Origin of the sequence: Lysinibacillus sp. A1 (assembly GCF_000801965.1) — a bacterium.
GTDB classification, from domain to species: domain Bacteria; phylum Bacillota; class Bacilli; order Bacillales_A; family Planococcaceae; genus Lysinibacillus; species Lysinibacillus fusiformis.
This window is the reverse complement of record NZ_JSZM01000006.1, coordinates 73,127-92,300: the sequence shown is the minus strand read 5'-3', so window position 1 is coordinate 92,300 and position 19,174 is coordinate 73,127. Positions and strand designations below refer to the sequence as shown.

18 protein-coding genes are annotated in these 19,174 nt (G+C 36.5%); 13 read left to right on the top strand and 5 right to left on the bottom strand.

The window, feature by feature from the left end:
• The first annotated feature begins 3 nt into the window (after nt 1-3).
• Both PI85_RS04275 and PI85_RS04270 read left to right on the top strand, forming a co-directional pair.
• A complete protein-coding gene (locus tag PI85_RS04275) occupies nt 4-867 on the top strand; it encodes a metal ABC transporter permease (protein ID WP_025116000.1) in 864 nt (287 codons plus the stop codon).
• On the top strand, nt 864-1,292 hold the full coding sequence (locus PI85_RS04270; RefSeq protein ID WP_008178397.1) for a Fur family transcriptional regulator: 429 nt from the start codon (nt 864-866) through the stop codon (nt 1,290-1,292). Before PI85_RS04275 ends, PI85_RS04270 begins: the two co-directional genes overlap by 4 nt.
• A 70-nt stretch (nt 1,293-1,362) precedes the next feature.
• Here PI85_RS04270 and PI85_RS04265 read toward each other — a convergent pair whose 3' ends face one another.
• Both PI85_RS04265 and serC read right to left on the bottom strand, forming a co-directional pair.
• Nucleotides 1,363-1,722: a hypothetical protein gene (locus PI85_RS04265; RefSeq protein ID WP_008178390.1), complete on the bottom strand. Its 360-nt coding sequence runs from the start codon at nt 1,720-1,722 to the stop codon at nt 1,363-1,365.
• Nucleotides 1,723-1,988: 266 nt separating this feature from the next.
• Nucleotides 1,989-3,077 (bottom strand): 3-phosphoserine/phosphohydroxythreonine transaminase, encoded by a 1,089-nt coding sequence (serC, locus tag PI85_RS04260; RefSeq protein ID WP_025116003.1) that lies wholly within the window; start codon nt 3,075-3,077, stop codon nt 1,989-1,991.
• A gap of 521 nt (nt 3,078-3,598) precedes the next feature.
• Between serC and PI85_RS04255 the strand changes: the two genes are divergently transcribed.
• The 6 genes from PI85_RS04255 to PI85_RS04230 all read left to right on the top strand — a co-directional run bounded on the left by PI85_RS04255 (nt 3,599) and on the right by PI85_RS04230 (nt 11,044).
• The gene (locus PI85_RS04255; RefSeq protein WP_036127133.1) at nt 3,599-4,135 is read left to right on the top strand and encodes a hydrolase; all 537 of its coding nucleotides are present in this window, start codon (nt 3,599-3,601) and stop codon (nt 4,133-4,135) included.
• A 271-nt stretch (nt 4,136-4,406) separates the two neighbouring features.
• Nucleotides 4,407-5,468 (top strand): hypothetical protein, encoded by a 1,062-nt coding sequence (locus PI85_RS04250; protein WP_235318452.1) that lies wholly within the window; start codon nt 4,407-4,409, stop codon nt 5,466-5,468.
• On the top strand, nt 5,449-6,306 hold the full coding sequence (locus tag PI85_RS04245; RefSeq protein WP_036127131.1) for a diguanylate cyclase domain-containing protein: 858 nt from the start codon (nt 5,449-5,451) through the stop codon (nt 6,304-6,306). The genes PI85_RS04250 and PI85_RS04245 overlap by 20 nt, the downstream gene beginning before the upstream one ends.
• The gene (locus PI85_RS04240) at nt 6,296-7,738 is read left to right on the top strand and encodes a DUF2334 domain-containing protein (protein ID WP_235318451.1); all 1,443 of its coding nucleotides are present in this window, start codon (nt 6,296-6,298) and stop codon (nt 7,736-7,738) included. The genes PI85_RS04245 and PI85_RS04240 overlap by 11 nt, the downstream gene beginning before the upstream one ends.
• A complete protein-coding gene (locus tag PI85_RS04235) occupies nt 7,731-9,002 on the top strand; it encodes a glycosyltransferase (protein ID WP_036127130.1) in 1,272 nt (423 codons plus the stop codon). Before PI85_RS04240 ends, PI85_RS04235 begins: the two co-directional genes overlap by 8 nt.
• Entirely contained in the window at nt 9,002-11,044 is a 2,043-nt protein-coding gene (locus tag PI85_RS04230) for a cellulose biosynthesis cyclic di-GMP-binding regulatory protein BcsB (protein ID WP_036127129.1), read from the top strand. The genes PI85_RS04235 and PI85_RS04230 overlap by 1 nt, the downstream gene beginning before the upstream one ends.
• Before the next feature lie 175 nt (nt 11,045-11,219).
• Here PI85_RS04230 and PI85_RS04225 read toward each other — a convergent pair whose 3' ends face one another.
• Complete coding sequence (locus tag PI85_RS04225; protein WP_036127127.1) at nt 11,220-11,732, bottom strand: PCYCGC motif-containing (lipo)protein; 513 nt, start codon at nt 11,730-11,732, stop codon at nt 11,220-11,222.
• Nucleotides 11,733-11,812: 80 nt separating this feature from the next.
• On the bottom strand, nt 11,813-14,107 hold the full coding sequence (locus PI85_RS04220) for a YhgE/Pip domain-containing protein (protein ID WP_036127125.1): 2,295 nt from the start codon (nt 14,105-14,107) through the stop codon (nt 11,813-11,815).
• A 193-nt stretch (nt 14,108-14,300) separates the two neighbouring features.
• Between PI85_RS04220 and PI85_RS04215 the strand changes: the two genes are divergently transcribed.
• The 5 genes from PI85_RS04215 (at nt 14,301) to cyoE (ending at nt 18,198) form a co-directional block, all read left to right on the top strand.
• A complete protein-coding gene (locus PI85_RS04215) occupies nt 14,301-14,780 on the top strand; it encodes a co-chaperone YbbN (protein ID WP_025116012.1) in 480 nt (159 codons plus the stop codon).
• 97 nt (nt 14,781-14,877) lie between these two features.
• Complete coding sequence (locus tag PI85_RS04210) at nt 14,878-15,579, top strand: O-linked GlcNAc transferase (protein WP_036127124.1); 702 nt, start codon at nt 14,878-14,880, stop codon at nt 15,577-15,579.
• Nucleotides 15,580-15,718: 139 nt separating this feature from the next.
• Complete coding sequence (locus PI85_RS04205) at nt 15,719-16,276, top strand: hypothetical protein (protein WP_036127123.1); 558 nt, start codon at nt 15,719-15,721, stop codon at nt 16,274-16,276.
• 39 nt (nt 16,277-16,315) lie between these two features.
• Nucleotides 16,316-16,969, top strand: a complete 654-nt coding sequence (locus tag PI85_RS04200; protein WP_036127121.1) for an alpha/beta hydrolase — start codon at nt 16,316-16,318, stop codon at nt 16,967-16,969.
• Between the two features lie 278 nt (nt 16,970-17,247).
• Nucleotides 17,248-18,198 carry a heme o synthase gene (gene cyoE, locus PI85_RS04195; protein WP_036127120.1) on the top strand — a complete coding sequence of 317 codons (951 nt, stop codon included), beginning with the start codon at nt 17,248-17,250 and terminating at the stop codon, nt 18,196-18,198.
• 16 nt (nt 18,199-18,214) lie between these two features.
• Here cyoE and PI85_RS04190 read toward each other — a convergent pair whose 3' ends face one another.
• Entirely contained in the window at nt 18,215-18,949 is a 735-nt protein-coding gene (locus tag PI85_RS04190) for a metallophosphoesterase (protein WP_036127119.1), read from the bottom strand.
• Between the last annotated feature and the right edge of the window lie 225 nt (nt 18,950-19,174).

Below are 19,174 nucleotides of genomic sequence, written 5' to 3'. Positions count from 1 at the left end.
ACAATGATTGAAGCAATTTTACATTATGAATTTTTACAAAATGCCTTTTTCTCTGGATTATTAATAGGCATACTTGCCCCTCTATTAGGCGTGTTTATTGTAGTAAGAAGGTTATCGCTTATTGCGGATGCTTTGTCACATGTCACACTTGCTGGAATAGCAGGGAGCTTATATATTAGCCAATCTGTGACAGCCTTCGCTTTGCTCAACCCTATTTATCTAGGAATTTTAGCATCTGTTAGTGGTTCGATATTAATTGAGCGTCTAAGACGTTTATATAAGCACTATGAGGAGCTAGCTATACCGATCATTATGTCAGGCGGCATAGGCATAAGCGCTATCTTTATATCGCTAGCCAGTGGCTTTAGCACAGATTTAATGAGTTATCTGTTTGGCTCAGTATCTGCCGTATCACGCCAAGATCTATGGGTGGTGATTGGAATTGCTGCAGTAGTTATCCTCTTTTTGTTTTTATTTTTTAAGGAATTATTCGTTCTATCCTTTGATGAAGAATATGCAAAAGCAAGTGGCCTCCCAGCACGTTGGGTGCATCTATTGTTTATGATTGTGACGGCTCTTGTCATTGCTGCAAGTATGCGCATTGTAGGTATTTTACTTGTATCTTCATTAATGACGTTACCTGTTGCAGCTGCAATGCGATTGGCAAAAGGCTTTAAGCAAACTATCTTTTATGCTATTGTATTTGGAGAAACGGCAGTATTAATCGGCCTGATTAGTGCGTTTTATTTAGATTTAGCGCCAGGAGGTACGATTGTGGTCACTTCTATTTTAATATTGCTACTTGTGATCCTTGGAAAGAAAGTAGCATTTAAAATGGCTGCGAAGCAAGGGGAGGTAGCACAATGAATGTTTCAAGAGCGTGGGAAATTTTAAAAGAAAACGGTTATAAAAAAACGGATAAGCGTGAGTTAATATTAGATATGTTTGCTGCAACAGATAAATATCTAACAGCCCGTGATTTATTGGATGTTTTAAAAAAAGATTTTCCGGGGATGAGCTTTGATACCATTTATCGTAACCTTGCTACATTTGTGAAGCTAGGGATTTTAGAGGAAACAGAGCTATCTGGAGAACGTAATTTCCGAATGCACTGTGAATCCGCACATCATCACCATCATTTTATTTGTATGGATTGTGGCAATGTTAAAGAGCTCAACCTTTGTCCAATGGAAATGCTAGGAGAAAAGCTCCCCGACTATGAAATTGAAAATCATAAGTTTGAAATATATGGGAAATGCCCGGATTGTAAGCATGAAACTCTGTCACATTAAAAAATGGACAGAGTTTTTTTATGTAAAAGAGAGGGTAAGTTCCAAATAGGATGTACCCTCTCTATTTTTATTAAGCTACTGCTACTTTACGAATCGCAACAATTTGATTGCAGTCTACAATTAAAGGAGAAGTAGCAGCCGCACCTGCCTCAAGGAAGTAAGCACAGCAATTGCGTGGATCGAAAGAAATGAAAGTCACACCTAAGAAGCTAATACCTCCAGATAAAAAGATATCTAGTCTAGTCGCAAGCTCTAATTTTCGTAATTGCTGACAAATACAGCCTCTACAGTTACTGCTCATTCTTGGTGTACATTTTTCTTCTTTTTGACAAGGGCATTTTTCTTCTTTACGAGGACAACATTTCTCTTCTTTTTTTGGACATTTACAACCTTGCCAGTTCATCTGTGTTGTATATCGTCTATCTTCCATCGTCGAGACCTCCCTTCCTCTATTTTCGTAAGGGTATCCTTACAGTAATAATCTATGTTTGGTAAATAGATAGAGGCTGGTAATCTGTCCGATAGTCCGCTTAAAAATCTATATTTTTCTCAAAAGAATAGGCTATGTGCAAAGCCCTAAAAGAAAAATTTGCTATAAAAATTTTATAATGATAGTTGTATGGGGATAGATTATCATCGACAAACAAAAAAAGACGAGTCATTACAGAAACGTAAATCATCGTCATTTTTATAAGATTATTGATGTTTTTGTTGGAAATCGACCATAAAGTCTCTTAAAGCTTCACAAGCCTCTAATGGCACAGCATTATATGTTGAAGCACGACAGCCGCCTACAGAACGATGGCCATTTAGCCCTACAAAGCCAGCTGCTTTTGCTTCCGCTAGGAATAGTTTTTCAAGTTCCTCATCGGTTACGCGGAATGTAATGTTCATAAGGGAACGACTTTCTGGAGTTGCATGACCCTTATAGAAGCCATTGCTATTATCGATAGCATCATAAATAACTTTAGCCTTTAATTCATTGTGCTTCTCAACTGCAGCGACTCCACCATTAGATTCTACCCATTTCAACACTTCGCCTAGCATATAGATACCAAATGTAGGTGGTGTATTATATAAAGAATTACTATCAGCATGTGTTGTATATTTAAGCATTGTAGGAATATTTTTATTCGCTTTTTCAAGAAGATCTTTGCGAATAATGACAACTGTTACACCTGAAGGACCTAGGTTTTTTTGAGCACCTGCATAGATGAGTCCGAATTTTTGAATATCAATTGGTTTTGAAAGAATATCACTAGACATATCGGCCACTAAAGGTACATTCCCTGTATTTGGATAATCCTTCCACTGTGTACCGTAAATAGTATTATTAGAAGTGATGTGCACATAGGCATCATCCTCATTAAATTGAATGTCTGCTAGGGCAGGAATATGGCGGTATTGGTTCTCTTTTGTGCTAGCAGCTTCCACAGGTGTACCGAAAAACTTTGCTTCCTTGAATGCCTTCTCAGACCAAGAGCCTGATAATACATAACTTGCTTTTTGATCAGTTGATAGGAAGTTCATTGGCACCATTGTAAATTGCAGGCTAGCCCCCCCTTGTAAAAATAGGACCTCGTAATTTTCTGGTATCGCATATAGCTTTTTCAATAAGGCGATCGCTTCGTTATGTACTTCGTCAAAAATGGCACTACGATGGCTCATTTCCATAATCGACATACCTGAGTCACGGAAGTCTACTAATTGTTGTTGAGCTTTTTCTAATACTTCTTGGGGCAGTGCAGATGGACCTGCGTTGAAATTGTATGCACGTTGTGTCAAAGTGGGTACACTCCTTGTTTGGTTAATAAGTGAAATTTTTATCCAGTGGCTATAAACTGCTGAATATACATTGTCCTGATCGAGCTTTAATTGTCTAAGAGACATCATTAGCTATAGGACCATTAAAGCGGGATAACAGAACTTTACTGGATTATAACTTAATTTTCAAGAGAAAAAATAAAATTCTTAATATTTGAGCAGAATAGCGACAGCCTCGCAACAAAATGTACACAATTAACAGGAGTTTTTAATTCAAATACGAACGAAAAGTACAGTTTTATCGGGAATAAAGTTGGAATTTTCGTAATTGAAATAAATTTCATCCATTACAATCCGTTTAATGTTCGGATTTTAACAGCGGTGGAAAAGGGCATGCTCGTGAGATAGGGAAGGGCTAGAATATAACATATACCGTTTATTTATGCAGATGATGAATCAATATGTACGATAAGATTTTAAATGAATCCATTTTAACGTGAGTTTTTGTATAATAAATAAAGAATAGAAAAGGGGTGTTCACGATGTTTACAGTAGAAGAAGCTTGTTTAGTAGTCGTTGACGTGCAAGGAAAGCTAGCAACAATTGTTGATGAGAGTGAAGCAACGATTGCAAACATTGCTAAGTTGATACAAGCGATGCAGGCACTGGAAGTACCTATTTTATGGCTAGAACAAAATCCGAGTCGTTTAGGCGGTACAGCACTCGATATAGCACAACATCTTCAAGGACAAGCAATTGCTAAAATGGCTTTTAGTGCATGTGAGGAAGAAGAATTTGTGAAAGCGATGAAGGAAAGTGGGCGTTCTCAATTTATTGTCACTGGCATTGAAACGCATATTTGTGTTTACCAAACAGCTAGACAACTAAAGGAACAAGGATTTGAAGTTGAGGTAGTGGTAGATGCTGTTTCATCTCGAACAAAAACCAATAAGGAAGTCGGATTAGCTAAGATGAGTGCCCTTGGTATTTATCCAACTAGTATGGAAATGATTTTATATGAGCTTTTGCAACGAGCAGACCATGAACAATTTAAAACAATTTTACAGCTTGTAAAGTAATAGACATAATTGAACCCATTGGTCCGTGTCCAAAAAAATAGTAATAACAATTATTACTTTAAATAGGAAATTACCAAAAAATATAGCTTTTATAGAATAAATCCAGGATGTCTGATGGGTCTATAGACCTTTTCGGGGCATCTTTTTTTATAAAAAATGTTTAATGTATGACTCTTCTCATATAAAAGCTTAGCCTTTCTAATTATTGTATACTATAATATAAAATCGGGATTTCATTATAGAAAAATAACTATTAATGAGGAAGATGACGATGATAAAAAATTTTAAATGGTTTTTGTTAATAGTTAGTGTTGTTTTTCTTTTAATATGCTGTACAGAAAAAGAGGTAGCGTTACAAAAAGAGCCTGCTACTTCACCGACGGAACAATTTGTCATCGAAGATTTAATGAATGGAAAAGGTTTATTACGCACAGATTTAGATACCCAAAAGGATGTGTTTTTATCTGAATCGGTTGGCTTATGGCTTGCCTATCTAGTAGAAAAAGATGATCAAGCACGTTTTGATGAACAAGTCGATGTCTTGAAATCGTATTTTTTGTCAAACGACTTTATTGTTTGGCGATTAGATGGTACTAAAAAAGCTTCTGTCAATGCACTGATTGATGATTTACGCATCATCCGTGTTTTACTGGATGCCAGTGAGAAATGGCATGATTCAGATTATGAACAATTGGGTAAACAAATTGGAGATAATTTGATTCAGTATGGGATGAATCAAGAACTGTTTGTCGATTATGTCGATGTTAATAGCCATGATAAAGCAACAGCTTTAACCATGAGCTATATTATGCCATCTGCTTTTTATGAAATGGAGCAGCATGGTCTTTTATCCCAGCAACAAGTTCAACATCAGTTGGACATTTTACAAAATACCCCAATAGCTGAGGCAGGATTTTTCCCAAAATATTTTGACCTTGCCACTAAAAGTTATGTGTTCGACGAGGAATTGCACATGATCGATCAATTATATACAGCCTATCATCTTGCTTCGATGGACGGGGAAACAATGCCATTTAAAAACTGGCTAGTAAACCTTTTGAAGAGAGACGGTAAACTCTATGGTCGTTACAGTGCGAAAACGAATCAACCGACCGTTAACTTTGAATCGCCAGCTGTTTATGCCATGGCAGCAAGATATATGCTGGCATTAAACGAACAGCAATTAGCTCAGCAATTCATGGAAAAGATGACAGCTTTAAAAGATCCTTCATCAGGCTATATCGATAAACATACAAAGTCAACGCATAGTTTTGATAATTTACTACCACTATTAGCAGAAAGGGAGGTAGAAAATGCGTACCACAATAAATAGAAATAAAGCTATTTTAGGTTATGGAATATTACTCATTTTATTGTTACAATTACCAGCTTATTTTTTACTCCGTCAGAATGCTGAAGGCTTATTATTGTACACCTTTTTAATGATTCTCATCGTACTAACACTTTGGAGAGGGACCGTATTTGGTCTTGTGAGTAGCCTCGTTTTTATTTTTATTACAGGCTCGACATTACTATATACAGGAATAGCAGGAGCTGTAATTTTTCTAAATCCTACTTTTTCCATGCAAATGTTTTTCGCCTACGGGATTCAACTTTTGATCCTCATTCTTTGTGCTGGAAAGGTGCATGAATTAATGAGTGAACAGGGAAACTATTTAAAAAAACTGCAAGAGGATGTTAGAAATTATGTAGCCATTGATGTGGAAACAGGATTTGATAATGAAACGAGAATGCGTATAAGCGTCAATGAAGAAATGCGTAGGGCAGACCGACATAAACATACTTTTGTTTTTATGGTTTTAAAGCTTGAAAATTATGATAAATTCCAAAAGCTGTATGGTGCGAAAGAGGTACAGCATTTATGGCAGCAGCTTTCCCAACGAATTCAACAAACGGTCAGACAAACGGATAAAAAGTTTCGGTTTCGTGAAAATTATATAGGGTTGTTGTTAATTGATACAACAGACCAGCATATGGAAGTCATTTATGACAAACTAGATCAAGCATTGAAAAATCATCAATTGGTCAATGGCAAATGGGTCACACTCCATTATAAAACAAGCTTTATGACCTATCGACCATTGATGGAAACAACATTTGATGAGCTTTTAACAGAACTGGAAAGAGAGATGAAAACAAGTGCGCTCTAAATACAACTTATGGTTCGCCATTGGAATGCTTTGTTTTTATACTTTTGTAACAAGTGAAACAGTATTTGCTGCACAAGATGACAAAGACATAGCATTGATCTTTGTCACAAGTACTCAGCAACCAAATCGTGATGTTATAGCCTTGCAAGAGATGCTTCAAGTATATACGTCCGTAGATGTTTTAGCGATTGAAGAAATAGAAGAGCAGATGCTGCAACGTTATAAACGGATTGTTATTTTTAACGCGTATCCAACAGTTGTTCCTGAGAAGGCTTTAGCTGCGGTGAATCATTTTCAAGGTTCTGCGATTTTGATTGGTGAAAATGCTCTTCAATTCAGCCCATTTGCTAAATGGCAGCAAGGTCAAATAATTGAGCTCCGAGCAATTGGGGAAGAAAGTTTAGACAACCCTGTAAGATGGAAAAGTGTTTTACCTTCTGCTGATTTCGAAGTCGTGAAAAGAGCTTCCTCAATGAATGAATCCTATCCTTTTGTTGTTAAAAAGAACAATTGGTCGTATATCGGAGATTTTGTGAATAGAGGAACCTTACAATATCAATGGCCTACCCTCATTGGCGATTTATTGCAATTACCCAAGCCTCAGTCACATCCAGCTTTTATTGTTGTATCAGATATTAATATGAAAACAGATGTGGGAAAGTTAGAAAAGGTAGTGAAGGCATTCACCAAAAGTAGGGTGCCGATTGCACTTGAAGTAACACCTATATTATTGGATGAATCTGAAAAAAATATATATTACTTACATGATAATAAAAAATTATTAAGTTATTTGCAAAAGCTACAAAATGAAGGTTATCCATTTATCCTCTCTTCTACTATTTCACCTGAAAAGAGTCTGGATTATTTAGCATTGCGGAATATTTATCCTTCTATAAGCCGTGATGAGAGTAGCTTATTTAAAGGGAGTATCCGGGAAGAAAGTCCATCATTATATATCACACAAATGGACAACCGCACCATCTATCCAATGACAGTAGGGACCATCCCTGATACAGACAGCAATCCTTTATATACTGTCAAACGAAAAATAGACCTTTTATTACAGGTTCCTAGTTCCATTATCGGTATTCAATATCCTGCTTATGTAAATTCTTCTTTTGTTCAAGAACTTGTTGATGTGCTAAAAAGGCAACCACAAATAGAACTCATGAATTTCCGACAAACAAACCAACAGGTAAAGTCAGAGAATGTTTCCATTGTCCAACATAAAGATGGTGAACAGACCATTGAATTATCTTTTTCTAAAAAAGAGCGTTTAAAAATTTCATTCGATGAACGGCCATTCGAATTAATTTTATGGATCCTTGTCTTTGTTGTATCCCTGTTTGTTACATTATTTTTTATAAGTACCTTACGATTACGAATTACATTGCGTAAGAGATTGTTTGAGGAGAGGAAGACAAATGGCTAATCTATTATTTTTTATTTCACTTTTCCTCATTTGGATTATGCTGCTCTACCACATGTTTTTAATGGAGGGGGGCTATTTACATTTCCGTTCATTTGAAAAACCAATCGATGAGTGGTCTAAAAAAATGACTCATGTACCCTCTGTCAGTGTTTTTATACCAGCTCATAATGAAGCACTCGTAATTGAGCAGACATTACGGGCTATGTCTCGTTTATATTATCCTAAAGATAAATTAGAGGTGATTGTCATTAATGATAATTCCTCTGATGAAACTGGTGATATCGCCAAGCAATATGCGGAAAAATTTCCATTTATTCGAGTAATTGAAACCGTGGAGCCAAACAAAGGGAAGGGTAAATCTTCGGCATTAAATTCTGCGTTAGCTGATTCTACAGGGGACATTGTAGTGGTCTATGATGCAGATAATACACCTGAAAAGATGGCAGTTTGGTACTTAGTAATGGGTCTCATAAATGACCCAAAAGCTGCGGCCACTGTAGGGAAGTTTCGCGTCATTAATGCGACTGAAACTTGGTTGACAAGGTTTATTAATATAGAAACAATTTGCTTCCAGTGGATGGCTCAGGGTGGCCGTTGGAAATGGTTTAAGGTAGCAACCATTCCTGGTACTAATTTTGCCATTCGCCGTACAGTTTTAGAGCAGTTAGGTGGATGGGATGTAAAAGCATTAGCAGAGGACACAGAGCTGACTATTCGTGTTTATAACTTAGGCTATCATATTCGGTTTTTCCCAAAGGCTATTACTTGGGAGCAGGAGCCCGAGACATTGAAAGTTTGGTGGAAACAACGAACAAGATGGGCAAGGGGCAATCAATATGTAGTACTGAAGTTTTTAAGTCAATTTTTCACCTTAAAAAGAAAAAGTATTATGTTTGATTTATTTTATTTCTTCTTTACGTATTTCTTATTTTTCTTTGGCGTTATTTTATCTAATGCTTTATTTATTATTAATTTATTTTATGACATTGGTTTGACCGTTGGCGATATTGCCCTTGTTTTATGGGTTTTAGCCTTTTTACTATTCCTAGGAGAAGTAATGATTACCTTAAGTATTGAAAAAACTGAAATGAATAAAAAGAATTTCTTATATGTCATTCTTATGTATTTTACGTATTCCCAAATGTGGATTGTACTAGTCGTATGGTCATTATTTTTAGAAATAAAGCGCATGTTTACTGGGCAAGAAGTGCAATGGTATAAAACAGAACGATTTTCAAAGCAAACAGATAAAGGAGCGGAATAATGAGAGCCAAATTTTTCTCTATACTTTTATTTTTTATAGGCTTTTTATGTATTACAAATGACGCTGTTGCGGCTACCATTACCGTAGATGATCAAACAATGGCGATAGAAGGCAATCAAAAGCAAAACAAGCCTTTATTATCACAGCCAATTGAATTACAGGGGCCATCCTCATCAAGAGATTTTTATTATAATCTAGTAGATGATGTAAAACAAAATGGCCAGCAAGTTACTTTTCAAATTCAACATTCAGAGCTACTTATAGCACCATCCTCGTTTACCGTGAAAGTGGATGATGTAGCGGTCAAAACGGTGCCATTGAAAGCAGATTCACTTAAGCAAACGATTGTCGTTAATCTTCCAAAAGAGGCTTTATTAAAAGGGACTCACAAGATTACTGCAAGTTTTTATGGGATTCTAAAAGAAGGTATTTGTGTGCCACCTGGTAATGCAGGTAATTGGTTACGTATCGATATATTATCTTCCATGTCAGCTTTTAGCGAGGAGAGCCAAGCATGGACATTAACTAGTTATCCAACTGCATTTTTGGGTTATGAAGGATATGCAACAACAGTTATTTTACCAAAGCAAGCTTCTGAAGCAACTTTAAACAGTGGATACCAGCTCTCTGCTTATTTATCAGAGCATGGTGATACAAATGTGCAGATTAAACGTGAAGATGCGGTCAATCAAGTGTCTGGACCTATTGTTATCATAGGCGGACAAAAGGAATTTAGTACAAGCTTATTCAAAAATGTATTAGATAAAATCAATGTTAGTGACGACACCATGACATTATCTATGCAGGAATTACTAAATACAGATTCAAATCAACGGGTACCTATTTTGGCTGTGACTTCAACGAATGGAAAAGCGATTGAGGAACGATTATCCTTTTTAACAGAATCTAGATTATCTGGGCAATTAATCGGAAATACATTAGCCATTAAAGATTTACCGAAAATAGACAGTACTTCAGATTCAACCATTTCCTTTCAGCAGTTTGGCTTTGAAAACCAAACATTGTCTAGTCAATTAACTATGACCCCACATTATTATGTATCCTTGCCACAATTAGAGGCCAATAAGGAAGCGGTCATGCGATTAGTGTTAAAAAAGTCAGCTAGTATACCAGACAATCATGATGATGATGATCGAAAACTTGAATTGATTGCCTATATCAATAATGTCCCACATTCAGTAGATTTACGAAAGCTAGAGCAAACTACTACAGATATGTATGAGGCTTTACTACCTATTCAAACTAATGTTCTTAATCAACAATCTATGACAGATATTCAATTTGAAGTAACAGGCTTTCAATTAGAGGACCCATGTGAAACAACGAATGAACGTTATTGGTTATATATAGATAGTGCTAGTTCTTTATCGATCACTAAAGATGCTACTGAACCAACCTTTACTTTACGTGATTTTCCGAATTCCTTTCATGATCATACATTAATGGTGATTCCTAATAATGAAAGCATGGATGATGTAAAGATGCTATTTATGTATAAGGCATTAATGATGAATGGCAAAATGGCCAATATCACTCTTATGAAGGACAAAGATGTCACCGAAGAAGCTTTACAAAAGCATGCGGTCATTTTTATGGGAGACATGAAGCAGCATAAATGGCTATCCCAAAATGCTAACCAAATTCCGAATTCTTCTGAACAACTAATTCAACAAGGCTTTTTACCTGAGGCAATTGGTCAATATGCTTATATGACTAAAAACTTTTGGCAGAACACTCAGCCATTATTATGGATACAATCGTTTGAGAATGCCTCTTTGAAAGGAGACTTTTATGCACACTTGAAAGAGACTGATTCACAAGCAGGGGCTGCAATTGAAACAAAAGAGGGGCAATTTGTAGTAGCAGTAGATCAAAACGTTAATAATACTGATGTGAAAGCAGTTAAAAAAGGTGAAATTTCATTGGTCCTAATTGCCGAATTTATAGGATTAATAATTGTCATTGCAGTGATCCTATATGTCATCCTTCGAAAAAGAAAGAAAAATCAAGTGCAACAATAAAAGCAAAGTCGATAAGCGTAGGTAAACTCATTGAATGTTGAGTTTGTCTACAGTCTTTTTTACAAAGTGGTAACTTATATTGAGATTGACAGCGGTTTACCAAATATTGAAAATGAAAGAGAAGGAAAAATGACAAAATCCATCGAGAATGAACTTCTCGATGGATTTTGCTTTTTTATGCCGGCATATCAGTTGGTGTTGGTTTTGCATAGCCTTCTTTATATGTTTCATCAATGACTTGGCGAATTTCATTTAGACTCTTGCCATCCTGATGCATTTTAGCCGATTGTACAGCAATTTCTAAGCACACTAAACAACGAGTACCGTGATCATCCCAGACGATGGATCCATCCTCACGTTTTTCCTGAATAAAGCAGTTTAAATTACTTTTATGACCAGAAGATTCGCCACATCCACAATAACATGGCATCCATTCAAGAATTTCTGTAGATTGCCCAGCAACTTGATAAACCAAGCGAATATTTTCTTGTTTACCCTCTAAAAACGTTGGAAGAACATTTGCTGAAGCTGTTTCTTCCTGAATATCGCCTGAAGCATGACTATCCCCTTCATGGGAAGTTTCACCTTCTGTAGCTACATGATCATTTTCAACATTTTTCTTATTTTCCCCACACGCACTTAATAACATTAACGCCAAAACAATAAAAATAGAAACCGTTTTCTTCAACAATAGCGCCTCCCACATGTTTACAATACTTCCATTATACCATCGTTGTCATAAACATTTACATGGAGCCTAGTTGAAAATCAATGAAATATATCTAACCCGCGTGTTTTGTTCATAAAATGTTCTATTTTCTCGCTCAGTAACTTTTTTAAGAAAAAGCCGAAGAGGATAAAGACAAACCAGAAACCAATTAAGAAGAGGAGATCTACCCATACAGTTGACCAGATAATGCCTCCAACCGCCTCACGCATCATTTCAATGGCATACGTAAAAGGTAAAAATGGGTTAATGATTTGGAAGAACCTTGGCAATAATTCCACAGGGTATGTCCCACCAGAGCCCGCAATTTGTAAAACAAGCATCACAATCGCTAAAGCTTTTCCAACATTTCCAAAGACCGAGACTAACGTATACACAACGGTTACAAATACTATGCTAATCAAAAGTCCAAACAAGATAAAGTAAGCGGGCGCCTGAATAGAACCGTCAACTAAAAAAGTATCACCGATCGTAATGATGAGAGTTTGTATAATAGAAAAAGTTGCAAATGTTAGTAAGCGGCCAAAATAGATTTCACGGATACTATAAGGTGAATTTTCATGTAGATTTACGGATAATAGTGAAATTAATAATAAACAACCGACCCAAATCGATAGCACTGTGTAAAATGGTGTCATCGCTGTTCCGTAGTTGGCGATAGGGAATAGTCGATGTTCCTTTAGTTTAATGGGCTCTTCAAAGAAATCACGCTCGGCATTGACATCATTCTTTAATAATTGCACAATCTCTGAAATATCCGCTTCATTTTCTAAAGTTCGAAGTTTATTCGCTAGATCCTTGATTTTTGTACTGAGAGTAGGGAACTCGCTTTGTATTTTCTGGAGAGCATTATTAGCCGTACCTAACGTATTTTTTGCCTGTGTCAATTTATCTGTTGCCTGAGGTATGAATTGTTTTACATCCGTCAACATGGCAGAAGCACTTGTTAATGTACTTTTAGCACTAGACAATGTTGAGCGAATTTGTGGCTCCAATTTATCGTTATAGTAGACCAAGAATTTTTGTAAATTAGCCGTCGCATTTTGTGCGATGTTTTGAATCGCTGTAATGTCTTGTTGAATGATGTTTTTATCAATGGGCTGTAATTGTTCAATTTTTGTAAGAATATCTGCATGTAACGTATTTAATTGTTGCAAGTCTTTTAGGGCGTTTATAGTTGAATCGGTAAAGGTCGGATTATTTTGCAGGGCATCACGAATAGCTGTAAGCTGTTCAATAATTTGTTCATTATCTTGGGCATTACTTTGCTGTAAAGATGCGATGATACGATCTAAGGAATCCTGCAACTGATTTCGCGTTAAAGTATCCGCTTGAATCAACTTCTGTAGCGCCTCAAGTGTTTGAATACTATGCGTTATGTTCTCTTTGGACGTCGACAATTGATTTTTTAATGCTTCTTTTGTTTGGGTGATAGAAGCTGAATCAAGATCAATGCTGTTGAGTTTATTCATAATATCTGTGAAGTGCTGCGCAATATTTTGGACAGTTTGTACATCCTTTTTAATAAGGGGAGATAGCTCATTAAACAGAGCATCTGCTTCATTCACAAGAGTTAGACCCTTTTGAATAGTAGTCAAACCATTTGTTGTTAATTGTTCTACTTGTGGAATTTGTGTGATCGCACGATTGAGTAATTGATCGGCATCCTTCCCTTGGCTAGAAGCTTGTGCTAAAAATGAATTGATATCAGGTAAATGCTGCTCAATAGTAAAGACATAGTTTTCAAATTTTCGGAAGTCAGGAATTTCACGTTCCATTTCAAGTCCAATAGTATTAAAAATGGAGAATAGCGTCCCATTGACCGTTGATACAAATTCACTAGAAACCTGCTGGGTAAGGACACTTGCTCCTTTACTTGTTATTTTAGGGGCAATCGGATTCTTCTTTTCATTTACATAATAATCAATATGCGCTTTAGTTGGTTGCTCTGTCAGAATGGAGGTGAGCTTTTGTGAAAAGTCATTGGGAATAACGATCATGGCAAAATAATCTCCATTTTTCACATGCTCCATGGCTTGCTTTTCGTTTTCAAGCTCCCACGTAAAGCTTTCATTCGTTTTTAAATTCTCGATTACTTCATTTCCAACATTAATCGCTTCATTTCGAACGGTGGTTCCTGTATCCTCGTTGACAATCGCGATTTTCATATTGGATGTGTGGGCGTATGGGTCCATAGAGGCATAGATATTAAGCCAGGCGTAAAGTGAAGGAAGAAAAATCAATCCGCCCACAATGATAGCTACTACCCAGTTTGTGACAATGTTCCGGATATCCTTCGTATAAATATGAAATACATGCTGAAACGAGTTTTTCATATAATCACCCCACGTTCAAATTTTGCATGAACTCTCAATATGTATGTTCCCAAATATACTTAAAATTATGTTATAAATGTGAAATATCTTTTTTAAAAGGCGAATTAGTTTACTAGGTTTTCAAAACAATTTATAATCAATCCGGATACACTAAAATTAGGATTTTAGTGTAAAAAAGGAGGTCACTATTCTAGTGAAAAAATTATTAATTATTGGTTCCGTTATTGTTGTATTATTTGCAGCAATTATTGTGCTTACCAATGTCTCAAACAAAAGTAAACTAGAGAGCGCAAACAACCCTTATGGCGATAAAAAGCTGAAACAAGAAACAATTGATCAATTAGATGACAAAAACTATCAAAACATTATGTTACCAGACGAATTAGAGGCAAAGATTAAAGCTGGTGAACCTGTGAATGCGTATTTCTTCAGCCCGATTTGTGTACACTGTCAAGCATTTACACCTGAATTAATGCCAATTGCAGATGAACTGGGTGTCGATATTGCTCAATTGAATGTCTATGAATATGAAGATTTATGGGAGAAATATCATATTGAAGCAACACCAACGTTTATCCGTTTTGAAGATGGAAAAGAAGTGAACCGTTTTGTAGGGGCACTAAAAGAAGAGGACTTACGTAACTTCTTAAATACGGTAGTGTTAAAAAAATAATACTAAAGGAGACTGTATCAAAATTTTGATCAGTCTCTTTTTATGTTGTAGTGTATACTAAAAAGACTGAATAGTTATACACTGGAGGGATTTTTAAATGTCAATGGATGATTTTTTTTACAATGGCGAACTAATGAAATGCTATGAAGCTGCAAAAAAGGTGACAAATGAAGAGGAACAAGCCCTTGCGCAAAAATATATTATTTTATTAGAAGAGTATGATTTCGCTTATTATCCAAAGCCCACTCTTTATGGAGAAATACAACATGCAGAACGTGCGGACGAAAGCTATCCAGAATCCGATGCGGTTATAGCAATACGTGCAATAAAAGATGAAGAAGCATTTGCAATGAATATAAAGCAATTAGAAGGGGCAGCAAAGACAGGAACAGGTAATGAAAAAGCCCAATCCTTCTTTACGCAAGGAGAGCTGTTTTTATTTGCACATCAGTACAATGAAAGTGTCCATTGCTTTCAACAAGCCGTTAAGGAAAATCCAAATAAGGCCGTCTATTGGGGAATGACGGGCCAGACTATGCACCGCTTTGGCTGGATGCCTTTTGATGCGCTTGGTTATTTGGAGCAGGCGATCAATTTAGATCCAACTAACCCTCGTTGGAAATGGAATAAGGCATTAGTTCTTATTCAATTAGCCAAGGATTTGCAAATGGCACCGTTTATGGCGAATGCTGCAATCGCTTTGGAAGAGGCAATAGCTTCCTGTGGTGAACATCAACGATCATTGAAAGATGCTATTCAAAATACGTTGGATACTATGGATAGCTATGTTTTCTCGTAATTCATTCAGGATGTCTTCCTTTACAAAGGGAGACATCCTTTTGTGAAATGTCTATAGAGAGGGCTTCGTTGCCATATTTCACAATCATGGTATGATAAGATAGAAAAAAATGATTTGTAGATATAAAGGACGGATTTTTATGGCACAAGAAGTGGCAAATAAGTTTATTGAAAACGTATGTAATCATTTAGTTCGCAATATGAATATTACTAAGGTAGAAGAACATTTTAAAGAAACTATAGCAATACAACGAAATTCAGCAACTACTGCTGTTGATTTCTGGGATATGCTAATGATCAATATGCTCTACTTTACTGAGAATGAACAGGCATGGGAACAAGAATTTCTGAACATGCTAAACGCTAAAAATTGGGTAAAGCCCTCAGCTTTAGAAGAGGAATTATTGATGCATCAGATGCGTATCCGACAACAGGTAGCAGAGCAAATGGATACTGTAAAGGAATTATTCCATCAACAATATGAGACAGAAGGCATGACAGAGGAAGCGATCATCTACGACTATGCATATAGCTCTGCGGGGCATTCTATGCGTATGGATTTATTAACGGTTCTGGTGTCCACACCTGAGCAATCACAAATACTTTTTGACGCAGATCCACTAGAGACCATTCGTGTTGTCAATGGATATATTGCTTACCATACAGATGGATTAATCAATAAAACAAAATTACTATAGCTTTGTTACAAAGATTGACTTTGAAAGGAATTTGAAGACATGAATACACCATTTACTTTTAAACATACACCACCTACTAATATGGACACTACAAAAAAATACCCTGCTATTTTTTTATTGCATGGTATGGGAAGTAATGAAGACGACTTACCACAATTAGTACAGGACTTTCAAGAACAATGTCATATATTTAGTTTGCGTGGACCCATTACACAAAAACCAGGTTATGCTTTCTTCACTATTCAAGAGGTAGGGCAACCGGATCGTGCTATCTTCGATAAAGTATTAGTGGCTTTACAACGATTTATATTAGAGGCAATTGACGAATATCAAGTTGATCCTCATAAAGTATTTTTATTAGGCTTTAGCCAGGGAGCCGTACTAGCACAATCATTGGCCTTTGTAATGGGGAATTTAGTGACGGGCATTGTCGCATTAAGTGGCTATACACCTAAATTTGTAACAGAGGAATATTCTGTTCGCTCTGTTGAACATTTACAAGCCTTTATTTCTCATGGTGATTATGATTATGTTATTCCATCACAATGGGGAATGGAAAGCAAAGAGGTTTTTGAACAATTTGGCGCTACTGTGACATTTAAGCAATATCCAGATGGACATGGGGTAACACCAGATAATATGCGTGATTTAGTGGCATTTTTGGCCCAGCAACTTCAGGGAGATCTTCAATAATAGGAGCCGAGGCAAAATTCTGCCTCGGCTTTTTACTTTTCTTGAATAGTAATGATAAGAATCGAGCAAGAAGGTTCAAATTCATGTCAGTCGGTGGTATCATAGAAGATGTTGTGAATGAGCGTACTTTACTAGATAAAAACATGTACTTTATGTGAACTTAGAGACAGAACAGAACTAAAAGGGGTAAAATAATAATTTGATGTGCTAGATGCAAATTTTGTCGCTTTCTATCGATTGTGGCGTGCAGAAATTATGGAGAAAAGGAATTAAGATGAATGGAACAAAATCTGAACTCGGAGCATAAACCGCAATCCTCCGGAACAACACGAGGGAAATCGTCTCGCTCTACTATTTTAGCGCAAACAGTCAAAACAGGAATTATCAAATCTAATTTAATACCAATGTGGGCTGGTTTAACGCTAGGCATGTACAAAAATAAAATGACGTTCATAGACAATATACCAGAAATGATTTTTTCAACAGTTGGTTCTGCCCTTGTCATTGGAGCAGCAGGGGCCTTTAATAATGTATATGACCGTGATATAGATGCGATCATGCCTCGTACACAAAGCAGACCGACCGTCACTGGGGAAATGTCAGCAAAATCGACTCTATCATTAGCGATAGCTATGTTAATTATCGGATTAGCCGTCTTGGCGCTTGCGTCACCATTAGCAGCGGCATTCGGTTTACTAGGAGTATTTTTATATGTAGTCCCTTACACAATGTGGACAAAACGTCGAACGATTTATAATACAGAAATTGGTAGTATAAGTGGTGCAGTACCGCCATTAATTGGCTGGTCTGCCGTATCGACAGATATTACACACCCTGCGATCCTAGGTTTATTTTTTGTGATGGTTATTTGGCAAATGCCGCATTTTTATGCCATTGCAATCCGCAAACGTGTAGATTATGAAGCAGCAAGTGTGCCAATGCTTCCTGTTGTTAAAGGTATGCGCCGTACGTATTATCAAACAAATTTCTATTTAATTTTATTAATTCTATCAAGCTTTTTATTTGGTTCCTTAAGTGTGGGAATTATGCTCGTCGCATTACTATTAAGTATTGCATGGCTAGTAATGAGTATATATGGCTATCATAGTAATAAAGATCAAGTGAAGTGGGCTACCAAAATGTTTGTGTTCTCACTATTCCATATGACCATATTATTCACAACTGTTATTGTGTACTCTTTAGTAGGTGTTATCTTCAAGTTATATTAATGGAAAAACCAACAAGTTAATCGTTACTTGTTGGTTTTTTATGTTCGACTGAGAATATTTGACGACTTGGCCATTCGAATGCGTGTAATTGTCCACCAAATACAGCACCACCATCAATACCGATAATATTGTTTTCACCAAAGTAGACACTGTAATCAGTTGGGTTATGGTGAAGTCTATACGTAGGTGTATGTCCAAAGATAACGGTTTTATCTCCTTGATAGCCTGCATGAAATTCTTCTCTGATCCATAGTAATTGCATGGGGTCCGTTTCTGACATCGCAACGCCTGGTACAACTCCACCATGTACAAATATAGCATCCTCTAATTCAATGTATGTTTCGAAGTTTTCAATTAATTGTAAATGCTCTTCTAGCTTTGGCAACGTTTTAATAAAGCTAGGCAAAGTATGGCTAGCAATAGCATCCTCGAAATCGCTCAGCTGGTAGCCATAGCTTGCTAATGTTGCATCCCCCCCACAAAGTCCTACCCAATGGTTCCATGGTTTAGCAAGGCCAGAACGGCATGCATTGAGCATGATGGCTTCATGGTTGCCTAGGAGAATTCGTGCTCCTTTTCCTTGTAATTCGCTCACTAAATTTAACACGCCACTAGAAGCTGGACCTCTGTCGATGTAATCACCGAGTAAAAAAAGATGATCTTCATCTGGATTATAGTTTGCTTTTAGTAATAGTTCCTCAAAAAGCGCTAATTCTCCGTGTATATCACTTATTGCTAGAATTCGATTCATTTATGCGCATCCTTTCCAATATCACAGCGGTTACTATTAAGTATAGAAAATATTTCTGCAAATTTCGACTTTCCTAGCTTCAACTAACTATCCTTTATAGAAATTTCACAGAATCCATTCTCTTTATCCTATGACAGGTAATTTCTTTTCTTTATATATTTGTCTATAGTGTGTCGATATAAGTGGGAGAAGGAGGGCAAACAACTAACAACAGTAGAAGCAGAA